The 23,303-nt window shown below is 58.6% G+C and carries 18 protein-coding genes; 8 read left to right on the forward strand and 10 right to left on the reverse strand.

Going from position 1 to position 23,303, the window contains the following annotated elements; all coding sequences use genetic code 11:
• Positions 1-38: 38 nt before the first annotated feature.
• Positions 39-392, reverse strand: a complete 354-nt coding sequence (locus Q1A00_RS12270) for a hypothetical protein (protein WP_298402360.1) — start codon at positions 390-392, stop codon at positions 39-41.
• 250 nt (positions 393-642) lie between these two features.
• Here Q1A00_RS12270 and Q1A00_RS12275 point away from each other — a divergent pair, with 250 nt between their 5' ends.
• Complete coding sequence (locus Q1A00_RS12275) at positions 643-2,538, forward strand: glycoside hydrolase family 31 protein (protein ID WP_298402362.1); 1,896 nt, start codon at positions 643-645, stop codon at positions 2,536-2,538.
• A gap of 190 nt (positions 2,539-2,728) precedes the next feature.
• Here Q1A00_RS12275 and Q1A00_RS12280 read toward each other — a convergent pair whose 3' ends face one another.
• The 7 genes from Q1A00_RS12280 to Q1A00_RS12310 form a co-directional block, all read right to left on the reverse strand.
• The gene (locus Q1A00_RS12280; protein WP_299757071.1) at positions 2,729-3,532 is read right to left on the reverse strand and encodes an alpha/beta hydrolase-fold protein; all 804 of its coding nucleotides are present in this window, start codon (positions 3,530-3,532) and stop codon (positions 2,729-2,731) included.
• A gap of 46 nt (positions 3,533-3,578) precedes the next feature.
• Positions 3,579-5,714, reverse strand: coding sequence for a transcriptional regulator (locus Q1A00_RS12285; RefSeq protein ID WP_299757074.1), 2,136 nt, complete (start codon positions 5,712-5,714; stop codon positions 3,579-3,581).
• A 6-nt stretch (positions 5,715-5,720) separates the two neighbouring features.
• Positions 5,721-6,566 (reverse strand): sugar ABC transporter permease, encoded by an 846-nt coding sequence (locus tag Q1A00_RS12290; RefSeq protein ID WP_298402368.1) that lies wholly within the window; start codon positions 6,564-6,566, stop codon positions 5,721-5,723.
• Positions 6,563-7,783 carry a carbohydrate ABC transporter permease gene (locus Q1A00_RS12295; protein ID WP_298402370.1) on the reverse strand — a complete coding sequence of 407 codons (1,221 nt, stop codon included), beginning with the start codon at positions 7,781-7,783 and terminating at the stop codon, positions 6,563-6,565. The genes Q1A00_RS12290 and Q1A00_RS12295 overlap by 4 nt, the downstream gene beginning before the upstream one ends.
• Before the next feature lie 165 nt (positions 7,784-7,948).
• Positions 7,949-9,226 (reverse strand): extracellular solute-binding protein, encoded by a 1,278-nt coding sequence (locus Q1A00_RS12300; protein ID WP_299757090.1) that lies wholly within the window; start codon positions 9,224-9,226, stop codon positions 7,949-7,951.
• Positions 9,227-9,691: 465 nt separating this feature from the next.
• On the reverse strand, positions 9,692-12,376 hold the full coding sequence (locus tag Q1A00_RS12305; RefSeq protein ID WP_298402372.1) for a flagellar filament outer layer protein FlaA: 2,685 nt from the start codon (positions 12,374-12,376) through the stop codon (positions 9,692-9,694).
• Positions 12,377-12,525: 149 nt separating this feature from the next.
• On the reverse strand, positions 12,526-14,097 hold the full coding sequence (locus Q1A00_RS12310) for a hypothetical protein (RefSeq protein WP_299757079.1): 1,572 nt from the start codon (positions 14,095-14,097) through the stop codon (positions 12,526-12,528).
• Positions 14,098-15,142: 1,045 nt separating this feature from the next.
• Here Q1A00_RS12310 and Q1A00_RS12315 point away from each other — a divergent pair.
• Both Q1A00_RS12315 and Q1A00_RS12320 read left to right on the forward strand, forming a co-directional pair.
• Complete coding sequence (locus tag Q1A00_RS12315) at positions 15,143-15,442, forward strand: STAS domain-containing protein (protein WP_298482014.1); 300 nt, start codon at positions 15,143-15,145, stop codon at positions 15,440-15,442.
• A 95-nt stretch (positions 15,443-15,537) separates the two neighbouring features.
• Positions 15,538-16,626, forward strand: a complete 1,089-nt coding sequence (locus Q1A00_RS12320) for an STAS domain-containing protein (protein WP_299757082.1) — start codon at positions 15,538-15,540, stop codon at positions 16,624-16,626.
• A gap of 144 nt (positions 16,627-16,770) precedes the next feature.
• On the opposite strand, the gene argG is transcribed toward Q1A00_RS12320, so the two are convergent.
• Entirely contained in the window at positions 16,771-18,120 is a 1,350-nt protein-coding gene (gene argG, locus Q1A00_RS12325; protein ID WP_298402377.1) for an argininosuccinate synthase, read from the reverse strand.
• Between the two features lie 162 nt (positions 18,121-18,282).
• Here argG and Q1A00_RS12330 point away from each other — a divergent pair, with 162 nt between their 5' ends.
• The 5 genes from Q1A00_RS12330 to Q1A00_RS12350 all read left to right on the forward strand — a co-directional run bounded on the left by Q1A00_RS12330 (position 18,283) and on the right by Q1A00_RS12350 (position 22,499).
• Positions 18,283-19,449 (forward strand): STAS domain-containing protein, encoded by a 1,167-nt coding sequence (locus Q1A00_RS12330; protein ID WP_298402379.1) that lies wholly within the window; start codon positions 18,283-18,285, stop codon positions 19,447-19,449.
• Between the two features lie 54 nt (positions 19,450-19,503).
• Entirely contained in the window at positions 19,504-20,283 is a 780-nt protein-coding gene (locus tag Q1A00_RS12335) for an electron transfer flavoprotein subunit beta/FixA family protein (RefSeq protein WP_298402381.1), read from the forward strand.
• A 19-nt stretch (positions 20,284-20,302) separates the two neighbouring features.
• Positions 20,303-21,280: an electron transfer flavoprotein subunit alpha/FixB family protein gene (locus tag Q1A00_RS12340; protein ID WP_298402383.1), complete on the forward strand. Its 978-nt coding sequence runs from the start codon at positions 20,303-20,305 to the stop codon at positions 21,278-21,280.
• A gap of 326 nt (positions 21,281-21,606) precedes the next feature.
• Positions 21,607-22,251, forward strand: a complete 645-nt coding sequence (locus tag Q1A00_RS12345) for a PQQ-dependent sugar dehydrogenase (RefSeq protein WP_298402385.1) — start codon at positions 21,607-21,609, stop codon at positions 22,249-22,251.
• Positions 22,197-22,499, forward strand: a complete 303-nt coding sequence (locus Q1A00_RS12350; RefSeq protein ID WP_298402387.1) for a hypothetical protein — start codon at positions 22,197-22,199, stop codon at positions 22,497-22,499. Before Q1A00_RS12345 ends, Q1A00_RS12350 begins: the two co-directional genes overlap by 55 nt.
• On the opposite strand, the gene Q1A00_RS12355 is transcribed toward Q1A00_RS12350, so the two are convergent.
• On the reverse strand, positions 22,402-23,184 hold the full coding sequence (locus tag Q1A00_RS12355; protein ID WP_298402388.1) for an EI24 domain-containing protein: 783 nt from the start codon (positions 23,182-23,184) through the stop codon (positions 22,402-22,404). The genes Q1A00_RS12350 and Q1A00_RS12355 overlap by 98 nt on opposite strands.
• Positions 23,185-23,303: the final 119 nt, after the last annotated feature.

The raw sequence follows: 23,303 nt of genomic DNA on the forward strand, positions 1-23,303 counted from the left end.
GGTTGCCAGTTCGCCATCACTTACGATATTGCTGCTTGTCATACCCGGCGCTGCGGAGTTGCCACGGCTTGCGCTTGCGCGTATCGCTGCTGAAACAGAACCTGTAACTTCGCGAACACCTCCGTGCCCCGCACGATATCGAGATCAGAATCGCGTAGCATCCGCTCGTGATACCAAAGACCACGATCGGCGGCTTGTTGTAGCCACCCGATCACACTGGTTCGATCGCCCGTGCAACCGGCAAGACACGCTCGCCGAAAGAAGAGATCGCTTTCGTATTGTCGGAATAGTGACATTCGCTGATCGATCAGCGTCGGTGCCGCCGCACACGAATGCTGGTTGTACCGTGCAAAGACCTGCGCGCGCAATCCGCGCAAGGCAGGTTCGGTCATTACGGTATCCTCGGATTGCACACTGGCAACGCACCATAGGCTGTCCATACGTGCGGTACATACGGCGTCGCTATCGAGTATCGAAGCGGGTGCGTGTTGAGTACATAATATCGCGGTTTTACTTGGAGTGCGGCAGTCAAACTGCCGCACCACGTGGTGCCTATGAGTTATCTTACCCCCGCCCGCTCATGCTACAATGCCGCTACCCGTAGACAATTGGCGTCTGCGGCACGTAGACGGAGAGACGGCAATGCGACATGAATTGCACAGTCCAGCCGGCACGGTTGTGATCGATAACGCTGGCCGGATGGCCTTTTTCCACGAAGGGCGCGAGGTGCTACAGGGCTACGGCGCAGTAGCCCACGCCTATGGCGTTGATTTCCCGATCACCGGCGTCGCCAGCGCCAACGTCACCTTGCACCATGCCCGTATTCATTACACCACCACGCGCCCGGAAATCACGTTGCGCGCCGAGATCGAAGCCACGCCGACCGGGTTTCGCTTGGTCTGGTCGGGGCCACCCCACCTCCACGCCGTGCGCGTCGAATGGCAGCTCGATCCGGGCCGGCCATGGTATGGCATGGGCGAACGTATCTTCCAACACTGGCCGCTCGATCGCGCGCCAGTCGTTTCCGATCCGTTCGAGCCGATCGATCATGGCCGCGATGGGACGTTGAACATCGCTACCCCTTTCTGGCTCAATGCTGCTGGCACGGCAATCTTGCTTGAGGAGAGCGATGGCGAGTTAGCGGTGACGATGGATCGAGCGGGAGACGGCTTGTTGCGCATTACCAGCCGCGAAGCGCCGTCGCCGCCCAACCTTGGCTTTGACGAACGCTATGCGGCGCCCGGCCCCAGCCTCGCCAGCCACGTCATTCTAGCCGCCAATGCTCCGGCTGCGTTCTATGCCTCATTGCCGTTGCTTGGTCGCCCGACCGCCGCCCCGCCGCGCGATCTCTTCGCTCGCCCGATCTGGACAACGTGGGCGCATTATAAGATGCACGTCACCCAGCGCGATGTGACTGAGTTCGCCACTCAAATCGTTGCTCGCGGCTACCCTTACTCAGTGCTTGAAATCGATGACCGTTGGCAGCGCGGCTATGGCGCGTATGTGTTCGACCAACACAAATTTCCCGATCCGCGGGCAATGATTGACGAGTTACACGCCGCTGGTTTTAAGGTCACGCTCTGGACGCCGATCTTTTTCGATCCAGTCGATCCGGCCTTTGCCGTCGCCACCCGGCGCGGCTACCTGATTCGCCATCCCGCTGATGGCTCGCCCTATCTCGTGCGCTGGTGGCAAGGCTACGGCGGTGTGCTCGACTTGACCAATCCTGAAGCGGTGGCGTGGTGGCTGAGCGAACTGCGCGCGTTGCAAGCTGAAACCGGGGTTGACGGCTTCAAGTTTGACGCCGGCGAAGCCAACTTCATCCCGCCCGACGCCATCTGCTATGCACGTGAACCGCGCCGTCGCTACGCCGACCGCTACACCGAGTTTGTTGCCGACCACTTCGCCTACACTGAAGTGCGTGCCGGTTGGCGCAGCCAGCGCCGCGGCATCCTCTTTCGCGAGTGGGATAAGTGGAGCCGCTGGGGAATTGATAACGGCTTGCACAGCGTGCTGACGCAGGCACTAACTCTCAGTGTCTGCGGCTTTCCGTTCGTTTTGCCCGACATGATCGGCGGCAACGCCTACCAAGATGAAGTGCCCGACGGCGAACTTATGGTGCGTTGGACGCAACTGAGCGCATTGTTGCCAACCATGCAATTCAGCGTCCATCCGTGGCAGTACGGCGCTGAAGTTGACGCCATCTGCCGACAGTATGCCCACTTGCACACTGAACTCGACACGTATCTCGCTGAACTGATTGATGAAAACCTGCGTGATGGCACGCCCCTAGTGCGTCCGCTGTTCTGGCACGATCCTACCAATGAGCAGGCGCTGCGCTGCAACGACCAATTCCTGCTCGGCGCACGCTACCTCGTGGCGCCGGTGGTGCAGCCGGGCCAGCGCCAACGCGATGTCTATCTGCCGGCAGGCGTCTGGCGCGATTACTGGAGCGGCGCGATCCATCAGGGGCCAGCGCTCTTGACCAATGTACCGGCGCCGCTGGCACAGATACCGCTGTTTGAGCGGCAGGAATAGGTCGGCCCGACAAGCCGCTGCCCGCTCGCCGGTTGTCGTTGCAAGCCGTGTGCAGTGCGGCGAAGCAATCTCCCGCGAGCACGGATGAATCCTGCGCAGGCGTGCTTCCTGTCCTCCCATCTCCCGTATGTTGCGGCTGCGGGGGCTGCGCGCCCTCGCAATGACAGACGCACCATGTCATTGCATACCGCTATTTATCTCCTCCCAACGCCACAAACGCGATCACCTCAGCCACCCGCGCCCGCCATGCCGCCTCGTTGTGATCCGCGCCGGGAAATTTGCGCGTGATCCAATCGTGACCGTGCTGGTAACCAGCCCGCCGCATCCACTCGTCCATCCTCTGCTGGAACGGCTCATATTCGGCGTCAAGGCCAACCGTGCCGTAATCGAAGTAGAAGCGGTGGCGGCCCGGTGGCGGCAAGAGCGCAGCTAGTTCATCAACCAAGATATTGCCGCCCACCGGCCAGTGGGTCGAGAGACACCCCGCACCGTGAAAGACTGCTGGATAGCGGCAGAGACCGTAGAGCGAGATCAACCCGCCCATGCTCGATCCCATAATGAAGGTATTGGCTTGATCGGGCAGGGTAGGATAGTGAGCATCAATAAACGGCTTAATCTCTTCGACCAGATAGGCCAGATACATATCCGACACCGGCTCGCCGCCCATTCGCTCGATAATGCCTTCCCAACCGCGCGTCTGGCGGAGGGCCGCGAACGGTTGTTGCGGTGCGTACTCGCGCCAGCGTCGATCGGTACACCAAATCCCAACCACAATCGCGCCGGGCCAGCCTCGCTCGGCGCGCAGCCGTTCAATCGCCCGATCAACCGCCCAGACCTCGCCATCGGTCCGGAGGGCGGGATCAAACAGATTTTGGCCGTCGTGCATGTAGATAACCGGCAGGCGTTGATCACCAATCGCTGCCGGCGTCCAGACATCAACGGGGCGTGATGGAACGTAACGGCTCGTGATAGTCGTATGGCGAACAAGAGGCATCCTATTTCCTTTTGTCAAGATGGCCCGCTAGGCCATCGCTGCAATATTACCGCCCTAACTGGTATGTGATCACCCCATCGGCGCGGGTGCCGATCCAGAGCACCCGTCGCTGATCAACTGCCAACGCCAGCGGTTCAGCGCCGGTAAAACCAGAGTTGCGCGGTAGAAAGTTGCGCCACGTGTGGCCATCGTAACGGAGCAGAAAACCGCCGGTGGTGAGCGGACGGGCCGCGCCGACCCATAGTTCGTTAGGAGCCGGCTCGAGTAAGGTCGTGATCGTCTGCGCCGGCAACTGTCGGTTGGCGGTGGTCAACCACTCCCAGCGCGTACCATCCCACCGCGCTAGACCTTCACCCAGCGTCGCTACCCACACGATGCCGTTGTGATCAACCAGAATAGCCGAGATTCCTGCCCCGCCGAACCCATCGGCGCGATCAAAATGCTGCCAGCCACCGGTGGCCGGCGTGTAGCGGCTGACGACGCCAAGCCCGCCAAACCACACTGTGCCGGCGGGATCGAGTGCAATCGCAAGCGCCAAACCGCCGCGCACCGCTTGAGGCAACGGCTGCCAGCGCCCATCAGCATAACGCACTGCGCCGCCGGAGCTAGTGCCTAGCCAGAGCGTGCCGTCTGGGCCAGCGACGACCGTGCGGACCACCAGATCGCGCTGGCCGCCGAGCGTTGGCGTCTGCCACTCCCAGCTCCCATCAGCAGCTACTAATGCTAAGCCACGATTACTTGCTGCCCACAAGCCGGATTCGGTCTCGGCCAATGCATAGACTCGCCCTAGTGGCAGGCGTGTCCAAAGCGGTGGATCTTCGCTCACTGCCGGTGCTTGCCAGATGACCAACCCGGTCTCACTACCTATCGCCACGCGCCCATCGCGCAACGGTTGAATAGCGTATACCGCTCCCGGCGGCAACCCGCCGGCGCCCGGCACGATCGCGTTCCAGCCAATACTTCCGAGCGTAACCATCACTAATGCTGTGCCGTAGACGGCAGCGATAAACCCAATCAAAAGCGCCAGCGCGATCCACGCAGAGCGGGGCGGTCGTAGAAACATGATCTCGCTCCAACCCCAATACTCATCCAGATCGCGCAGCCACGTTACGATCCGGCCCAAGACCGGCGCCGCCAACAGCGCAATGGGAATGACCAGCGTGAGCGCATACTGCGGCCATTTAACCGGCCACCAGAGCAGGATCAGCAAGCCGCTCACGAACCAGACGGCAAGATAGCGGCGTTGCGGATTGCGCCACGCGGCGGGCAGACCGATCAAGGCCAGCAGGGTCAGCCAAGGATCAGGGCCGGGGAAGAAGAAGACTTCGGGGTGCCATTCAACCGCCGGCGCTGTCGCGATCCAGATCAGTGGTTGGTACCACGGATAGCCGGCGACTTGCACCTCGCTCCCGTGGGTGTACGCCGTCCAGAAACCGGCCATGGTAGTGAGGCGAGTCACCGGCTCACGCCAGATCGTTGGGTTAGCAAGCGCGAAAATAAGCAATGCAAGGCCGGCCACCTCCCCCAACCGCAGCGCATACCATACCAACCCCCTGCGTTCTTGCGGCTGTGCAGTTATCTCAACGCGCAACGCAGCCAGCGCAAGCATGATCATCGCCGGCAGAGCAACAATCGTGTAGGACATCTTGGCCGCCGTTGCCAAACCCCATGCCATGGTACCGATCCATAACCATCTACGCCGGTGGCGCGTTGCTGGCTGGCAAGCGTGTTGCCATGCGCCGATGGCCGCCACCACAAGCGCCAGCGGCAGCGCCTCAAGATACGCCTGCGCCGTGTATTTGATCGTTAGGGTATGGACGGCAAGTAAGCCGGCGGCCAGCGGGCCGGCGCTGAACGCCAACAACGCAACTGCGAGTGTGCCAAACAGCGCCGAAATCAATCGCGCCACTAAGAGAACAGTCGTTTGGTTGGCGCTCTCGCCCAACAGCAGCGCCCCACCGGCGTAGACCAGCTTGGAGAGCGCCGGATGCTGGCGATTGCCGGGATAATCGATCACTCCCATCCAATCGCCCTGCCGGATCAGGCGCGCATAATCGAGCGCCGCCCCTACATACACCGGCTCATCAAAATCGGGCGGCAGCGCTAACGCGGCCCACAAACGGAGCAGCGCGGCCAGCACAATCACGCTGATCAGCCAGCCGCGCGATACAGTAGCGTTCACGGTTGTTTATCCCTTAACACCGCCAACCGTCAACCCCGACACGAGGAAGCGCTGGAGCATCAAGAAGACAATGATCGTTGGCAGAATAATCAACAACCCGCCGGCGGCAAAGTTGCCCCACGGCACGCTCTGGCTGTTGGCCAAGCTGAAGAGACCGGGTACCACTAACTTCATATTGTCGGGAGCCGGCACCAACACTGAGGCAAAGATATAATCACCCCAACCAGCCAGAAAGCCAAGCAGGGCCGTAACCGCTAAAGCCGGACGCGCCAGCGGCAACGCGATCAAGATAAATGACTGGATCGGCCCGCAGCCATCAATCATTGCAGCTTCTTCTAGCTCGATTGGGATCGTATCGAAATAGCCCTTCATATTCCACGTGCTAAAAACCAGCGTGCCGGTTGTGTAAGCAAGGATCAGACCTTCGTGCTTGCCGTATAAGCCGAGCGCCGTCAGCAACTGTGCCACTGCGACGAGACTCAAGACACCGGGGAAGGTTTGAATAGCCAACAGGAGGATGAGGGCAAACTCGCGACCATAAAACTTAAACCGCGAAAACGCAAACGCCGCCGAGGTGGTAATCACCAGCGAGGCGACTGTTGTCACACCCGCCACATACAAGCTATTCCGCAACCACGTCAGTAGCGGCCGGTCAAAGATCATCGCTCGATAATTCTCAAACGTCCACTCGGTAGGGATAAACATCCCAAGCAGGTTGAGTGTATACAGCCGGTCGCCGGTGCGGCCCGAAGCCAGAAAAGCAAACCACAGCGGGTAGACAGCAAACAACACCCCGAGAATGAGGATAGTGTACTGCAAGATGAGGACTGGTCGAGTAGGTTTGCGGATCATGACTCGTAAGCCCCTTTCGTGATGCGCGTCAGCCGCAGGCTGTAGAGCGTCGCGGTGAAGAGGAAGATGAAGAGAATGACGGCAAAGGCAGTCGCATTCCCGTAATTCTGGGTTTGGAAGATTTGCTTATAAGCGTAGACAATCACAAACTCAGTTGCGCCGGGCCGGCCAACCTCGCTAATTGGGCCGCCCTGCGTGATGGCCCACACCGTGCCAAACATCTGAAACGCGGTGATCGAGGTCAGCACCGTGGCCGGCAATACCGCTGGCCGGATCAACGGCAAGGTAATGCGCGTTAATTGTTGCCACCACGACGCGCCATCAAGTTCAGCCGCTTCATAAACATCACGAGGCACCGACTGTAACGCGCCGAGGATCACAATCATAAAGAAGGGGTACGAGAACCACGTATCGACCAGCACCACAATCAAAAACGCACTTACCGGATCACGCAACCATGACATCCCGGAAAAACCGAACAAAGTCAACACTTGATTGAGCGTGCCTTGCTCGCGAAAGAAGAACTGCCAAATCAGGGCCATCAAAATCGCCAGTGATGAGGCTGCCCATGGCACAAACAGCAACACCCGGAAGAGGGTGCGTCCGGGAAGGTTATCACTATTCAAGATCAACGCAAACGTTAAGCCGAGCAAAAAGCTAAACGGTACCCGCGCGATCACGAAGAGCAAGGTACGGAAAACCACCACTACAAAATCGCCAGTACGCATCAGGGTGTCATACGCTTGCGCCACATTGACCACGGCGGCCAGAATGAAGCCCAACACTAACGCCCCCAGCCATACCATCGACGGCGCAACCGGCGGTTCTAACATCTGGTTGAGGCGACGATTAACAAATGAAGCAGCAATCAGCGGTACGAAGCAGAGGGCAATCGCCACCATAGCGCCGAGCGCTTCCGGCGTGAAGAGGTTACCAATCAGATTCGCGTAATTAGCGTAGATTGGGTCTTGCAAGCGGTACGGCTGCCCTAGACCTACTGGCGTACTGGTGCGGAACTGCGGCCAACACAACGGGTCAAGCAAACCGGTGAGGAAGATTTCGCAATCGGGATTGGGGCGGAAGCGATTACGATTGGTAAACGAGGTATAGACGCTGAGCAGAATAGGATAAATATTAAACAGCAGAATACCAATAATGGTAGGACCGGTAAAGAGCAAAACGGTGAGCGCCTTACGGCGATTAGACCACGACACCATGTGCGTTACCTCACTGGAAGCAACCGGAAGGCCGTTGAGCGGCTGCCGGGCGCCCGACCGGCGCGGCGGTAGTTAGTGAGCCGGACACTGTTGTCCGGCTCAAGTTGATAATCGCCATTGACAATACTGCGGGGTAAGAAAGCAATTCTCACCCCGCACCGCCACTTACTTCATCTGCATAATCGCAGCTTCAATCGCCTGCGCAGCAGCAGCCAGCGCGTCAGCCGGCGACTGCGTGCCCGTCCAAATGGCCACGCTCGCATCACCCACCGGACCCCACTGGGCCGAGGCAAACGGCGTGTTAGCCATTGGCACACCAGCATTCAACGCCGCGCCAAAGCCCGCCAGCGTCGGCAACGCCGCCACTTCCGGATTCTGCAATGCTACAGTCGCCGCCGGCACCGTCTTGTTGGTCAGCGCCAGCTTTGCCTGTACCTCGGCGCTGGTGAAGTATTTCATGATGTCAAGCGCCACTTCAGCATTGCCGCGCTCAACCGCATTGCGGGTCAGCATAAGGGTCTTAATGCCGACGAACGGCTTGCCCAGCGGCAGAATGCCGTAATCAACACCATCTTGTTCGATACCGGCAATCGCCCACGGGCCGGTCCACCACATCGCCGCTTTGCCTTCAGCCAGCGCTGCCTTGCAGATGTCGTAGCTCTGCTCGCTGAACGAGACTTTGCTCATTTCGGCCAGCCACTCGCCGCCCTTGATCATTTCAGGGGTATTAACGTAGACATTGCCCTCATCGTCAACGTAGCTGGGCACGCCATAGCCGAAGTAGATCGGCGCAACGTGATAGGCATCGCTGCCGCCAAAGCCCTGATTGCAGACCAGCGTCTTGTCGGGGTTGGCCGCGCGGAAATCCTTCGCCATCTGCAACAGCTCATCGAGGGTGCCCGGCAGCTTCATATCGCCGATCACCTTCTTGTTATAGATCAGCGCAATACCTTCCTGCGTCTCTGGCAGCGCCCAGATCTTGTCTTGCCAGATCACACCGTTGACTGCCGCTGGCTCGTAAGTGCTGCGCAGGAAATCTTCGGTGATACCGTAGTCATTGAGGGCGACGATATTACCTACCAGCGCCTGCTGGCCAATCTGGTCATTGGCCCAACCGATGATATCGGGGCCTTCACCGGCCGGGATAGCCACGTTGAGCGCGTTGCTCACGTCTTCGGGCTTCGAGAGGTCAATCTTTACGTTTGGGTGTGAAGCCTCGTAGTCGCGGAACGCCTGCTCAATCGCGGTGAGGTAGGCGCCATCCCACTGGTGCCAAATACGGATGGTCACTTGCTGCGCAGCCGGAGCAGCGGTCGGCTGCGTAGCCGGAGCAGCGGTCGGCTGCGCAGCCGGAGCAGCGGTCGGCTGCGCGGTCTGGCCGCCGCCACACGCCACAAGCATCATGGCTGCGGCGAGAAACACTGCGATCAAGGCACGCTTCATTGCATTCACGGTTGTACTCCTTAACTGTGTCTACGACGACGACAGCACGGTAAAGGAAAATTTGTGATAATGGGTAAACGAATCCGGCAGTAACTGAGCGGTATGCAGCGATTGAATCCGATCCACCTCCTTTCTGTTCATGTAACAGGAGCGCATCACGCGCAGCCGAGAAGGAGAACACGTATGAATAAGAGGCCGGCGTTGCTACTCGCCGTTGTCAGGCAAGGAGCTAGCCAAAGGGTATTTGGGGATGTTTCCCTTCCCTGCGCTTGATGACAATAGTTGTGCTAGACATTGTTTTATATACAACCTTTTCAAGCACAACTATACCTCATTCCTGCACCCCTGTCAAGTAGGTGCAAGTAATTATACCGCAGAATACAATAGCACAGCGAGGCAATGATGTAACATTGCCCCGCCATGTAGCGGCCCGTAAGGGTGTAAGGGTATCGCGTCGCGATACCCTTACGGGCCGTACCGCCAGCGCACATAATGCTGTCCGACATTACCCATCTCGACCCGCCAATTCGGATCGTTGTCAGGAGTGTAGGTCAGCACCCGCCGTTCAAAGGCCTGCATCAGCACATCTTTCTCAATGCCGCCGACCTTAACTCGCGCCCAATATGGTTCGCTAATTGGCAAGCCCATCACGAAGAGCCAGTCGATGATCTGGCGGTTCACATACCGGCCATTCTCAAACACGACTCCCTGTTGGGCGAAGTAGTCGAGGAAGACTTGCGGGATATTGTGGCCGAGAGTCGATTCGTAACTGCCAATCCGCACGTCGTAGCGGGCCAGATCGGGTCGATCAACCACCAAGCCGTCGCGGTTGAGGAAGGCGGTCACAACTTGCCCGGTTTGATCGGGTGCGCGGTGTTGGTTGACCGGGAAGGCGACGTTGCGCAACGTAGCATAGGTGGGTGCGTTGGGATTGATGCTGGCCGGATCGCCGGCTACTGCTTCGGTGGCCGGCGCGCGCTCTTCAAATTGGGCATCGCCAAGCTGTACCCGCCCGGTCAACATCTCGACGACGAGCAAACCGTTTGTGACGTACCACTGGTTGCGTGGTGCCTCCGGGTTGTTGATCTCCATCCGGCTCTTGTCAAAATATTGCACTAAGCGGCTACCACCGGGGCTTTGCACGTATGGTTCGCGCATCGCGCCGCTAATCGGTTGCGGCCCCCAAATCCACGAACGCGGGCGCAGACCCGGCGCGCCGCCAGCCACCGGTTGGTCAGTGCGCTGCCAGACGTTGCGCATCGCATCGTCGGCAAAGGCGCCATTGGCCGGCACAAAGCCGCCGCTCACCGGAGGCTGCGGTGGCGACGGTGGCTGCGGCTGCGGCTGAGCCGCTCCCGGCTGGTAGATGAGGTAGATCGGGCGCGGGCCGACATCAAGAGTCAGAACTCCTCCCGCTGCGGCTTGCCGACGCTGGCTGCCATCGCGGTCAATGATCGTTACTTCGGTATCGGCACTAGGGATGCGCACCTGCCCACCATCCACTGCCCAGATGACTTCGACCACACCGCGATCAGCGGCAAAGCGGGCAGCGTAGGCTTCCGGCCCACTGTAGCCGGTCAGATCGTCGAGGTACATCACGCCCTCACCGGTGCGGCTGTCGGGGTCGTCGTCAATCACGATCGCCTGCAACGCAATCTCGCCGTCGAGTTTGCCATCGACAAAGCGAATCTGGTTGCCCGGCTCGACGGGGCCATTCACCGCCGCCACCAGTTCCTGCCAGCCGGGAGGGCCGATCTTGCCGAGCCGGTATTGCAGAATTTCGCCTTGCGCATCGCGCAGTTGCACTTTGAGATCGAAACTGCTGCCGTCGCCATACACCCAAAGCCCAATTTGGGTCGTGCCGGCAGGGAACGTAATGGCTTCGCGCGGCGTGAAGCTGACGTAATCGTTGCCAGCAGTGGTGAAACGATACCGCACCTCAGCCGCACTGCCGCCGCTGCGCACTTGCGCGCTGCTCTGGCTAATCGAGCCATTACCGGCGGGGAAGGTCTGCCACGCGATCGCTCGCTCAAAGTCAAACGCGACCCGCGCTTCGCTCAACCGGCGCAAACCGAGCGGCTGCCGCCCGCCTACCTGCTGGTTAAGCGTGCGAAAGGCGTTGAAGGCTGGTTTGAATTGGCTATAATCGCCTTGCCCACTGCCGTAGCGCAAGAGGCCATAGGCGTTAAACGGCGTGCCGTTGCGCAGTTGCATGTCTTTGAAGCGGTACATGATGATCCGCTCGACGCCAGCCTGCCGCAACAGCGCCATCGCCCGGATCAGATAGTTTGCCTGCGTTTCCCCATCAAACGCCCGCTCGCCGGTGCGATCGGTCGGGCTGTCGGCCCAGCCGAATTCGGTCACCCAAATCGGTTTGGGGCCGAGCCGGGCGGCTAACGTCTGAATCGCGCCGATCCCGACCGTATCAATCGAGCCAGCCTCCGGGCCAAGCGGATCGGTATAGGGATGCAGCGCAATGATGTCGAATGAGTTCCACGCGCCGTTGTCGGCGATGACTTGCAAGAACGATCCGGCTGGTTCAGGCGAGACAATACCGGCTGCCAGCACCATTGCCCCCGGATCAGCGCCTTTGATGGCAGGATAGACTGCGCGCAACAGCCCAGCATACGCTGCCGGGTTGGGTGAGGGCCGCCAGTATACTGGGTTGTCTGGTTCGTTCCACACCTGCCAGTAGCGCACCCGGTCTTTGTATCGGTTGACTACAGTAGCGGCAAACTTGGCAAAGAGTTGCGGATCAGGCGGGTAAAAGCTGCCTTGCTCAGGCGGGATGTTGTCGTCAGCCGGATCGGGTGTGCCCCAACCCACCGCCGGGTTGAGCAGGCCGACGATGTTGACGCCGCGTTGCACTAATTCATTCACCGCCCGATCGGTGAACGTCCAATCAAATTGGCCGGGACGTGGTTCGATCCGGCCCCATTGAAACTCCTCGCGCACCCAGCCCAAACCGCTCTGGGCAATCACATCGGCGGGTCGGTTCAGCGAGTCGGGGAAGGGGTAGCTAGCGGCGATGTGGGTATTCGCGCCAAAGACCGATGGGTTCGCCGATTGTGCGACCGGCGCCACGGCAAGCCAGCCAGTCAGTAGCACTCCAACCAGCAGTAACAGGCTGAGATGGCGAGTATAACGCATACTGCATTCCTCTCCAAACTACCACAGGATCGACAACCGTAGTATACCGGTTTGGCAAACCCGAGACGGTAACACTTTTTGCAAAATTTTGCGCCGGCCATACTTTGCGATTGGCCGGCGGTTGCGTATCAGCGTTGATATGATCCAGATTACCGCGATACGAGCGGGATCAGCACGTGGTGTTGCGCCGGAGGCGTTTCAATTGGCACGGCGTAGGCCAGCGACGGCCAGCCAGCTCCATCGATAAAGCGCACGTACATCGTAGTCAGGAGATCCGTATTGGCGGTAAGCGAGGGCACACTGTCTAACGGCAGCGCAATCTCGGACGCGTATGGCAGGCGCATCGCATTGGCAAAGTCACGGCGCGTGCTGATTTCAACCGCTTTGGTCGCTGCTGGCGCTTGCGCGTGAATAATGAGATGCTGGCCATTGAGATAGGCCGGCGTAGACAAGCGGTATTCCGGCGCCGGCCCAAGCCCGCTGACCGTCACCGTTTGCGTGATGATCGCAGAGGCATTGCCGGCTAGATTGAGTGCGCGAAACTCAACCACATACTCGCCATCGTAGAGTGGCAGCTCAATCTGCGCCAGCTCACGAACACTATTGTACGTACCATCCACTGGCTCAACGAATTGCCAGTCGCTCTGATCCACACGATACTCTATCGCAGTGATTGGATTAATGGTGGCATCAGGTTGCACCGGCGAGGGGTATGGCACATCACGCGCCACCAGCTCAACCAGCGGACGCTGGCCCGGTTCTTGCTGTACGGTAGTAAGCGTCAGCGACGGCATCGTATCGAGCACATCAATGATCCCATCGCCATCGCTATCGCGATACCCAAGCTGCGCCCGCGCCGAGGCGTCAATCGCGCCGTTGACAAAGCTGTTGATCAGTTCGCGCATGATGCTCGGTTCGTTTGTACCACAGTCATTGAACATACTGTTGGTCGTGGGGGTGAACAGATAACCGCTGTGCTGATCACACCTGACTCCGGCGGCGCTGTACTGATCAAGCGCGCCAAAGAGATGGGCGAATTCGTGGGCAATCACTGCGCGCAGCCACTGCGTAGTATACGGGCCGCCGTCAGAAGTGACCACACTAAAGGGGCCATGGAGATACGCATACGCGAAGCGGCCATCGGCGAAGTAACCATCATCACGCGCACTATTGACAATAAAGATCATTGTTGCCCAATCAGCGCCACGCTGGTCACGCAAGTCAAACACGGCTTGGAAGGCTTGCTCAAAATAGTTGTTGCTCGTGTAGCCCAATGTCCGCAAGACATCACTAATCCAAAGACCCTCTTGCGCCAAGCCATAGCGGATCGGCTCGTAGCGGGTTGGCACAACTTGCACTACTACATCAAACTCAAGCCGAGCCGCTGGCAACCGTTCGCGCCACCAATCGAGGGCAGCACGAACTTCAGCCATAACCTGTTCGATCTGGGTCTCAGTCCAATCTTCGCTTGAACGATCAAGTGCGCCAGTGCTTTCTGGCAACACGATGCGTACTGCAACCCGGCCAGCAAGGTATTGGCTCGGCAAGCGCAGGTCTTGTTCATCATCGACGGCAAACGCGAGTGATGCCGGCGCTGGGGCAAGCAATACATCATCAGCCGGCAGCGGTAGGTTGGGTTCCGTACTAGGAGCAGCCTGAAGGGTAACGATAGGCGCTAAGACTAAGCAAAGCAGCAGGCTGAGAAGAAGTTTAGTACGCATAGCGGCCTCGCTCGGATAGAATGAGAGTGAGTGGCAAAGCCGTTTCTTGATTTCACTGTAGCTTGCCGAGGTGCAGATTCCGAGGGGCGAAAGAGTCCCGTCGTTGCGATACAAGGAGGGGCATACGGCGACGACAAGAGATAGGAGCAGCGTACTAATCTACATTGGAAAAAGCTATTTCAACTCAGTGACGATGTACAATAAGGTTGGCAAGCCACGTTACGCAGCTCTATCTTCGGAGGAGGTAGAATGGGATCGTTGCTCCCATGGTTGATGCAGATTCAGCACACTAACGAAGATATTGTCCGGCGCGGGCGGATCATTGTGGTATTAGCGCTGTTTGTCAATGCCATGGCGATCATCGCGATTCCGTTAGTGGTGATTACAGTGACGCAAACCACATTTGAGCTTATCGCGATCAATCTGATCGGGCTGGTCGTTTACACGACGGTGACGATTCTTGCCCAAAGAGGGTTGGTAGCGGTAAGCGGGGTCATCTTTGTAGTCACTATTTCATTGCTCACACTGATGGCCACGTTTGGCTCTGCAAACGATAACGCCACCTCTTACAGTTCTCCCTTCTTTCTGACCTTTCCCATCATCATCGCTTGGTTAGTGCTCAAACCGGCATTGGTGTGGATAACGTTCCTCTTCAATCTGTCCGGCTTGCTCAGGGCATGGCAGCTTACTGGCATTCCGCTGTTGGTCAGCCCCTCTGAAGGCGCGCTCCAAAATGTCGCGATCTTGTTGCTGTCTGGCACGACTCTCTTTGCCTTCGTTGGCGGGCGCACGACTAAGCAGGCGTTGCGTGAAACGTGCCGGTTGCACGAAGAGGCAAGCCGGAACGCCTGCCGGTTCACAGCGCTCAATGCTAAGTTGGAAACGGAAATCGCGGAGCGTACCGCAGCATTGGAAACGACGTTGCGCGATCTCGAGCAGCACGTGGCGGCACAAGCCCGCTTGCTAGCCGAGAGTGAGCAGCGGCAGCAGGTCATCCGCGATCTGAGCGTACCGAATCTTGTCGATGCGCGATATGACCTTGGTCATGCCACTGATTGGCCCGCTCGATCCGGCGCGGCTCGCCGATCTGCAACGACAGGCGCTCCGCCAGATTGCCCAGACCGGCGCGCACGATCTGCTGCTCGATATCACTGGCGTACCGACCATCGATCCACAGGTTGCGCAAGGCTTGCTGCACCTCGTCGCCTCTGCCCGGCTGATGGGAGCGCAGGTCACATTGGCTGGAATCAGACCGGAAGCAGCACAGATCTTGGTGAGTCTCGGTATTAACCCCCAAGAGATTCGCACTGCGAGCACATTACAGGCAGCGTTAGTTCAACGGTAGGTAGTTAGACAACATGCAGCACTTAGCAACGCGATACCGGAACAGGTATCATTGAGATTACAGATCGTTCCTCACGCATGCTTGCAGGAGCCGCTATGCAATCCTTCTTTACGTGGCTAACCCAGATCCAAAGCACGAATGAAGACGATCTGCGCCGAGGTCGCACCACGATCGTGATGGCGCTGGTGATGATTGGGTTAGCAGTGCTGGCCATTCCGATCAGCTTCCTTAACGATGCTGCGCTCAGCGGGGTTATCATTATTGCGATTGGAATAACCGCCTATCTTGGTACTATCGTCGTTACCCGATTGGGCCGGGTCAATCTCGGCGGTTTCATGTTAATCACCTTTATTATCCTGCCCATCTTAGCTTCAATCGCGATTAAAGCCTCGCCAACCAGCCCATTTACCTCACCGTTTTATCTGATTCTTGTCTTGCTCGTAGCCGGCTTAGCGCTGCGCCCGGCACTGATATGGATGGTCTTGGCGATCAATGTCGTGGGGTTATTCACTGCGTGGAGCATTGCCGGAATACCGCTGTTCGCCGACGCGCTGGAAACCTCACTAGAGGCGGCGGCGATCTTTTTGCAAATCGGCGCTGCGCTCTTCATCTTTGTCGGCGGAAACATTACCGATAGCGCATTGCAAGAGGCACGGCGGCTGCGCGAGGAGGCACGGCAGAGCGCGGCTCGGTTGGCAGAGTTGAATGCCAGCTTGGAAACGCAAGTCGCGCAGCGCACGTCGGCGTTGCAAACCGCTTTGCGCGATCTTGAGCTGCGTGCGGCGGAACAGGCCCGCTTGCTAGCCGAGAATGAACAACAGCGGCAAGTTATTCGCGAGCTAAGCGTGCCGGTGCTGCCAGTGCGCGATACAACTCTCGTGATGCCGCTGATCGGCGCAATTGACACTGCGCGCCTGAGTAATATGCAGCAGCATGCCCTTGAACAGATTGAACAGACCGGTGCGCATGAACTGCTGATCGATGTCACCGGCGTACCGGTGATCGATACACAGGTGGCCAAGGGGCTGATTCAGTTAGTGGAAGCGGCACGGTTGATGGGGACGCGGGTGATGCTGGCTGGTATCCGACCCGAAGTGGCCCAGACGCTGGTTTCGCTTGGGGTGGATTTGAGCAATATTCGCACGTTTAGCACGTTGCAGGCGGCGTTGACGAAGCGGTCATAGCCGCGAAAAAACTCAACCAACACGAATCGGTTGGGATGATTGGCCCTCGTCCCCTTTGCCCCCTTCTCCCACAGTGCGGGAAAAGGGGGCGTTTACGTGTCTGCATCATCAAGCACAAGCAAGGAAAGCGCGGCAGCGTATGGTTCACGCTGATGGTGCATCCTCTGCGCCAGCCGGCGGGGCGAGCTGCGGCAACACCCCACTATCGCCGAGCAAACCGGTGCGCAAGTAGACCATCAGCTTCTTGCGCGTGTCAGCAATATCGTTATTGCGCATATGCAACTGGCCAATCCGGTCTTGCGGGGTAAAGCTGGCTTCGCCCTTCTCCATCGTCAACCGGCTCGGATCATACGTCAGGTTCGGTGAACTGGTATCGAGAATCGAGTAATCATTGCCACGACGCAGACCGATTGTCACTTCACCGGTGATCAAGCGCGCCACCCAGCGCTGCAACGATTCGCGGATCATCATCGCCTGCGGATCAAACCAGCGCCCGGCGTAGAGCAAACGGCCCAGTTTGCGCCCGTACTCGCGGTACTGATCAATGGTATCTTCGTTGTGAATACCGGTCACCAACCGCTCGTAAGCGATGAAGAGCAACGCCATACCCGGCGCTTCGTAGATCCCGCGGCTCTTGGCCTCGATAATCCGATTCTCGATCTGATCACTCATGCCCAGCCCATGCCGCCCGCCAATCCGATTGGCCTCGGCCATTAAGGCGACATGATCAGGGAAGGTCACGCCGTTAATCGCCACCGGAAAGCCCTCTTCAAAGGTAATCCGTACCTCTTCATACTCGATCTGCACGTCAGAGCGCCAGAAGGCGACTCCCATAATCGGGTTGACAATCGTGATATTGCGGTCGAGGAATTCGAGATCCTTAGCCTCGTGAGTCGCGCCCAGCATATTCGAGTCGGTCGAATAGGCCTTTTCAGCCGGCATGCGGTATTCAAGACCAGCCCGGCTCAGATAGGCCGACATCTCGGCCCGCCCGCCCAATTCGTCGATAAAGGCTTGGTCAAGCCATGGCTTATAGATGCGCAAATCGGGGTTAACAAGCAGGCCGTAACGGTAGAACCGCTCAATATCATTGCCCTTGTAGGTGCTGCCATCACCCCAAATATTGACGCCATCTTCACGCATCGCCGCCACCAGCATCGTGCCAGTAACAGCGCGGCCCAGTGGGGTAGTGTTAAAATAGGGCAAACCAGCGGTGGAAATGTGGAACGCACCGCACTGGAGCGCGGCCAAGCCCTCGGCCACCAACTGGTGGCGGCAATCGATCAGGCGCGCCGCCTCAGCGCCGTACATTAAGGCCCGGCGCGGAATATCTTCGTAATCAGGTTCGTCGGGCTGGCCAAGATGAGCGGTATAGGCGTAGGGGATCGCGCCTTTGGCGCGCATCCAGTGGATCGCGGCGCTGGTGTCAAGGCCGCCAGAAAAGGCAATGCCGATCTTCTCCCCAACCGGCAGGTGTTGCAATATTTTGGCCATGGCGCTACTCGTTTCTGGTCTGAGAAATGATGCTCACTCGTTCCGCCGTATTATAGCAGGGAAGCGCACGCGCTCCAACGATGCAACCAGCCGCAGCAGAGATGGTACAATACTGGTGAAAGATTGGTTAAACAACGACTGACTCATCAACCGAGCATTGCTATGGATCTACGCGCACGCCTCATTCTCTCACTTTCACCGCTGCTCGTGGCGCTAGCACTCATTGGTGTGATCGCTCTTTACTCACAGCAACGAGTAACCGCGGCGGTTGCAGCAGTTGATCGCAGCGCCAGCGATCTCGTGAAAGTAGCCCAAGGTGAATCGCTCATTTTGCTTGAACAGTATCACATTAGCGAACTGATCGCTGGACGTGATCTTGATCGGAGACGGATCGAGCAGATTCGCGCTGAAGCGCACAAGTTTTTTGAAACCTACACACAACTCGATCGGGGGTTTATCGAGCTAGAACTTGTGGCGCGCTATAATGCGATGGTTGAGCAGCATAATGCTGCGTTGGTCTTCCTTGATCGCGGCGATCGCCAACGCGCCCAAGAGTTGATTAGTTCTACTGATTACCATCGCAATATCCGGGCCATTCACAGCTTGGCAATCGGTGCGCAACGCGAGTACCAAACGTATTACCTACAGCGAATAGCAGCACTCGAACGGATCGCTAACGAAGGGTTCTGGATTGCATCAGCCGTGGTCGGCGCGGCAGTGTTAATCGCGCTTGCCTTGGCCGTATCGTTGATCTGGCAGGTTGGCAAGAGTGTCGATTGGCTGACCGCTGATGCTGAACGTTTGGCGCACACTGATGATCACGGCCAGCTTAGCGCCGTTAGTTCGATCAACCAATTACAACGGCTGCGCAATGCTTTCCAGTATCTCCTCGACACGAATCACAATCGCCAACAGCAACTCGCTGCCGCTATACAGGCTCAGCAAGCCCAGCTTGAGCGCGAATTGCAATTGCAAGCGACGATCCGGGCACTCAGTCTACCGATAACACCACTCGGCCCGCAGACGATCTTTGTGCCGCTGGTCGGCCATCTCGACGCCGAACGTAGCAAACAACTTGAGCAGACTGTCCTTAACGCGACTCAACAACGGCGGGCGCGCACGGTGGTGATTGATATCAATGGTCTGGCGACGCTTGATGAGCACAGTATCGCGACGCTAATCCGGGTTGGGCGAGGGACGCGGCTGCTCGGCGCGCAAAGCATTTTGGTCGGCACCCGGCCCGAACAGGCACTGCGCCTTGCTGATATGCCACCGGATCTGTTTCGGTTTGCCCGTGATATTCCGGCTGCGCTGAGTCTCGCTGGCTAACACTCTGCTATAATGCAGTGCGTTACCGCTCCATGGTACGAAGGAGGCCATAGCATGCACATCGTGGTGTGTCTCAAGCAGGTCCCCCGCGACAATTCGGTCAAGATCCGGCCCGATCTGACCATTGACGCAGAGGGGATTGAGAAGATCATTAACCTCTTCGATGAATATGCGCTCGAAGAGGGGATTCGCTGGAACGAGCAGCATGGCGGCAAGGTGACGGCGCTATCGATCGGCACTTCCGAATGGGTTGAGCAGTTGCGACGGGCGCTGGCAATGGGTGCAACCGATGCGCTGTTGCTGAGCGATCCGGATTTTGCTCAGCTTGATACGATTGCCGCCGCGCGAGTGGCCGCTGCCGCGATCCGTAAGCTCGGCGACGTTGATGTAGTCATAACCGGTCGCAATAGCACCGACGATGAGAGCGGCGCGTTCGCGCCGGCACTGGCTCGCTTGCTTGGCTGGCCCCAGTTGACCTACGTCGGCAAGGTGCTTGAGTTGCAGCCGGGAGGTTCGATCAAAGTTGAACGCCACCTCGAAAACGTGATCGAGACGGTGTCTTGCCGCTTACCGGCAGTGATGTCGGTGATCAAGGACATTAACGAGCCGCGTTATCCGTCGTTGCTCAAGATCAAGCGGGTAGCCAAGATTGAGCCGCCGGTGTGGACGGCATCTGATCTGGGGTTGAACGCCGCCGATCTGGCTCCGGCTGCTCAATTGGCCGAGCGGGTGCCGCCGCCGCCGCGCCCGAAGGGCGAGATGATCGATGGCCCCGATGCCGCCGCCAAGGTGCGCAAACTGGTCGATAAGCTGCTGGAGTATCAGGTGATTTAAGCGCGGAAAGGAGCCGATCATGAGCAACGTGTTGGTTATTCTCGAAGCGGTTGGCGATGATCTGGCCGCCATTTCGCGCGAATTGCTCGGCAAAGGACGGCAATTGGCCGATGCATTGGGCGGTTCGCTGGCGGCGTTGGCCATTGGCCCCACGACCGCCGTCGCGGCGCGGGCCGGCCAGTTTGGCGCCGATCAGGTCTATACCGTCAATGCCCCGGCGCTGGCCCAGTACACCACCGATGGTTACGTTGCAGCGGCGATGGCCGCGGTGCAGGCGTGCAATCCGGCGCTGATTCTGGCCGGAACGAGTTTCCAGATGCGCGATTTCGGCGCGGCGCTGGCTACCGATCTCAATGCCGGGTTGGTGGTTGACGCAACCGATCTGCAAGTGGAGGATGGCGCGATCCGGGCGACACGCCCGTCGCACGGCGGCAATGTGATCAACACCTACCGGTTTGCCGCCGGCAAGCCAGTGGTGGCGCTGGTGCGCAAGCAGAGCTTCCCCGAAGCCACAGCCCAGCCCGATCGCCGCGCACCGGTCACGGAATTAGCGGTTGCAAACCTCAACCCGCGCACAGAGGTGCATGCGGTAGCGCCGAAGGCCGGCGCAGTTAACCTGACCGATGCAGCGATTATCGTTACCGGCGGGCGCGGGTTGGGCAACAAAGACAACTATTACCGCCTGATTCCGCCGCTGGCCGAGGCGTTGGGTGGGGCATACGGTGCCTCGCGCGCGATCGTGGACGATGGCTGGGTACCGTATGAGCATCAGGTCGGCCAAACTGGTAAGACGGTCAGCCCTAAACTGTACATCGCTGCCGGTGTCAGCGGCGCGATCCAGCATCTGGCCGGCATGCGTACCAGCCGCACGATCGTGGCGATCAACAAAGACCCCGATGCGCCGATTTTCCGTATTGCCACGCTCGGCGTGGTCGGTGATGTCAATGAGATTTTGCCGTTGCTGACCGAAGAGATTAAGGCGCGGTTGAACCGGTAAGCGATCGTTGTCCTCACCTCCTTCCCCTTCTCCCACATAGTGGGAGAAGGGATGTTGCATATCTGCATTTATGCATGTTGTCAATCTCTAACCTAGGCCAACACCGGGGCATGTGTTTGGTAAGCGTGCTAGCTGATTTGGTATGATGAGCGTACCGTATCATCAACCCAAAGGCTAACACGTATGCAACGCTCATTGGCTGTCCCGCTAGTTGCGATGGGCTTGACGCTCACCGCCATCACCCTCGCCTAATCAAGCTATGTGCTACACTTTCCGCTCATCGCTCGATCACCGGCCATCCCACCAGAAATAGAATCAGTACGCGGTTGCAAGTCGCTGCTGGGTACGCGGTGCGGCTCTATACGAGCGGGTTGAATCGCCCGCAACTGATGGCTATCGGGCCAGATGGCGCGCTCTACGTCGCCGAACGGAGCGCCAACCGGGTTGTGCGGCTGGCCGACGCCAATGTGGATGGGAGGGCGGATGGGATCACGCTGATGGCTACGAATCTGCCCGGCGGGCATAGCCTTGCATGGCATAACGGCGATCTCTACGCCGCCGGCAATGCCACGGTGTGGCGGCTGCGCGACAATGATAGCAACGGGATGTTCGAGAGCAGCGAAATAACGGTTATTGTTGACGGGCTGCCCGATGACGGTGGTCACTCAACTCGCACCGCCCGCATTGGCCCAGATGGTATGCTCTATGTGTCGGTCGGCTCGAAGTGCAATATCACCGTCGGGTGCAGCGAGGGCGATCCGCGCCGGTCCGCCATCCTCCGCTACACACTCGTTGGCGACATTCCCGCCGATAATCCATTCGCCAGCGATCCCGATCCACGCCGACGTGCGGTGTGGGCCGAAGGCTTGCGCAATAGCGTTGATGTTATTTTTTTCCCGACGGGAGGCTGTGGGCCATGCACAACGGCAGCGATGGCTTGGGCAACGATCTGCCGCCAGAAGAGGTACTGATCGAGGTTGAGCGCGGCAAGCATTATGGCTGGCCCTACTGCTACACCGCCGAACTAGGGCCGGTGCCTGCTGACTCGCAAGAGGTGCGTGACACGCGGGTGCCGCTCGATGCCGCTTTCAGCAGTTGCGCGCAAGCAACGCCGGCACTGTTTACCGATCTGGCCCACTACGCGCCGTTAGGGCTTGACCGGCTGGCGAATGGCGATGTGTTTCGGCCACATCGCAATAAAAAAGCGTGCCGGCAGTAATACCGATCGGCACCGCCACCAAGTTGAAGAGCGGAATGCTCACCAATCCAAGACACATTAAACCGAAACCGGCGCTGGCCGGCAAATGACGGCGGATAAAGCCGAGCTTGGCCCGAAAACGCCAGCGCCGCCGTTCGAGCGGCGGGTCGAAGAAGTCGAGGCAGGTGATCGTCGCGCCGAGCGCAATACCGGTGATCGTCGCCAAAACCGAACCGACGCCGGGGATCAGGTTTAGCAAAAGTGCAGGCAAACCGATAGCGAGCGTCAACAGCAACTTCTTCAGCTCAAACGAGAGGGCGCGCCCCAGATCACGCGCAATATTGGCCGGCGTTGCCGGCGGCGCAGTGATGGCAACCCCGCGCAACCGTTCTTCGAGCAGCTCGGAAAGCCGGCTGTAGAATGGCGAACCGAGCACTACACCGAACCGCACCAGCAGATACCCTAACCCAATGAAAAGCGCAACGATCAGCAAACCGCGCACCAACCACTCGATCCATATCGGCCAACCGGCCAGCAGTGCATTAATCGCTGAGAACCCGGCCAGCAACAGGGTTGTGTAGAGTACCAATCCCACCAGCAGATTTAATCCAATTGGAATGGCAATATAGCGCCAGAGCAAGGGCTGACCGGCAATTAGCCGGATAGCACGGAAGGGATAGCTGAAACCGTGCAGGAACGATTGCATAGGGGTTGAAAACCTCTCGTATGATTGCGACGAGGGTGATTATATCATTGCATGCGGCTCGGGCGACAAGTATGACTCCCATGGCGCGGGCTGACAGCCTTCATCCCCGGCCCCCGTCC

Origin of the sequence: uncultured Chloroflexus sp. (genome assembly GCF_938091255.1) — a bacterium.
Lineage (GTDB): Bacteria > Chloroflexota > Chloroflexia > Chloroflexales > Chloroflexaceae > Chloroflexus.

Excerpts from the sequence above, each read along its gene's own strand:
- Q1A00_RS12335 (WP_298402381.1), top strand. The coding sequence starts at position 19,504 with ATGCACATCGTGGTGTGTCTCAAGCAGGTCCCCCGCGACAATTCGGTC.
- Q1A00_RS12290 (WP_298402368.1), bottom strand. The coding sequence starts at position 6,566 with ATGATCCGCAAACCTACTCGACCAGTCCTCATCTTGCAGTACACTATC.
- Q1A00_RS12340 (WP_298402383.1), top strand. The coding sequence starts at position 20,303 with ATGAGCAACGTGTTGGTTATTCTCGAAGCGGTTGGCGATGATCTGGCC.
- Q1A00_RS12275 (WP_298402362.1), top strand. The coding sequence starts at position 643 with ATGCGACATGAATTGCACAGTCCAGCCGGCACGGTTGTGATCGATAAC.
- Q1A00_RS12315 (WP_298482014.1), top strand. The coding sequence starts at position 15,143 with ATGCCACTGATTGGCCCGCTCGATCCGGCGCGGCTCGCCGATCTGCAA.
- Q1A00_RS12270 (WP_298402360.1), bottom strand. The coding sequence starts at position 392 with ATGACCGAACCTGCCTTGCGCGGATTGCGCGCGCAGGTCTTTGCACGG.
- Q1A00_RS12300 (WP_299757090.1), bottom strand. The coding sequence starts at position 9,226 with ATGAAGCGTGCCTTGATCGCAGTGTTTCTCGCCGCAGCCATGATGCTT.
- Q1A00_RS12355 (WP_298402388.1), bottom strand. The coding sequence starts at position 23,184 with ATGCAATCGTTCCTGCACGGTTTCAGCTATCCCTTCCGTGCTATCCGG.
- Q1A00_RS12350 (WP_298402387.1), top strand. The coding sequence starts at position 22,197 with ATGCACAACGGCAGCGATGGCTTGGGCAACGATCTGCCGCCAGAAGAG.
- Q1A00_RS12280 (WP_299757071.1), bottom strand. The coding sequence starts at position 3,532 with ATGCCTCTTGTTCGCCATACGACTATCACGAGCCGTTACGTTCCATCA.
- Q1A00_RS12305 (WP_298402372.1), bottom strand. The coding sequence starts at position 12,376 with ATGCGTTATACTCGCCATCTCAGCCTGTTACTGCTGGTTGGAGTGCTA.
- Q1A00_RS12320 (WP_299757082.1), top strand. The coding sequence starts at position 15,538 with ATGCAATCCTTCTTTACGTGGCTAACCCAGATCCAAAGCACGAATGAA.
- Q1A00_RS12310 (WP_299757079.1), bottom strand. The coding sequence starts at position 14,097 with ATGCGTACTAAACTTCTTCTCAGCCTGCTGCTTTGCTTAGTCTTAGCG.
- Q1A00_RS12330 (WP_298402379.1), top strand. The coding sequence starts at position 18,283 with ATGGATCTACGCGCACGCCTCATTCTCTCACTTTCACCGCTGCTCGTG.
- argG (WP_298402377.1), bottom strand. The coding sequence starts at position 18,120 with ATGGCCAAAATATTGCAACACCTGCCGGTTGGGGAGAAGATCGGCATT.
- Q1A00_RS12295 (WP_298402370.1), bottom strand. The coding sequence starts at position 7,783 with ATGGTGTCGTGGTCTAATCGCCGTAAGGCGCTCACCGTTTTGCTCTTT.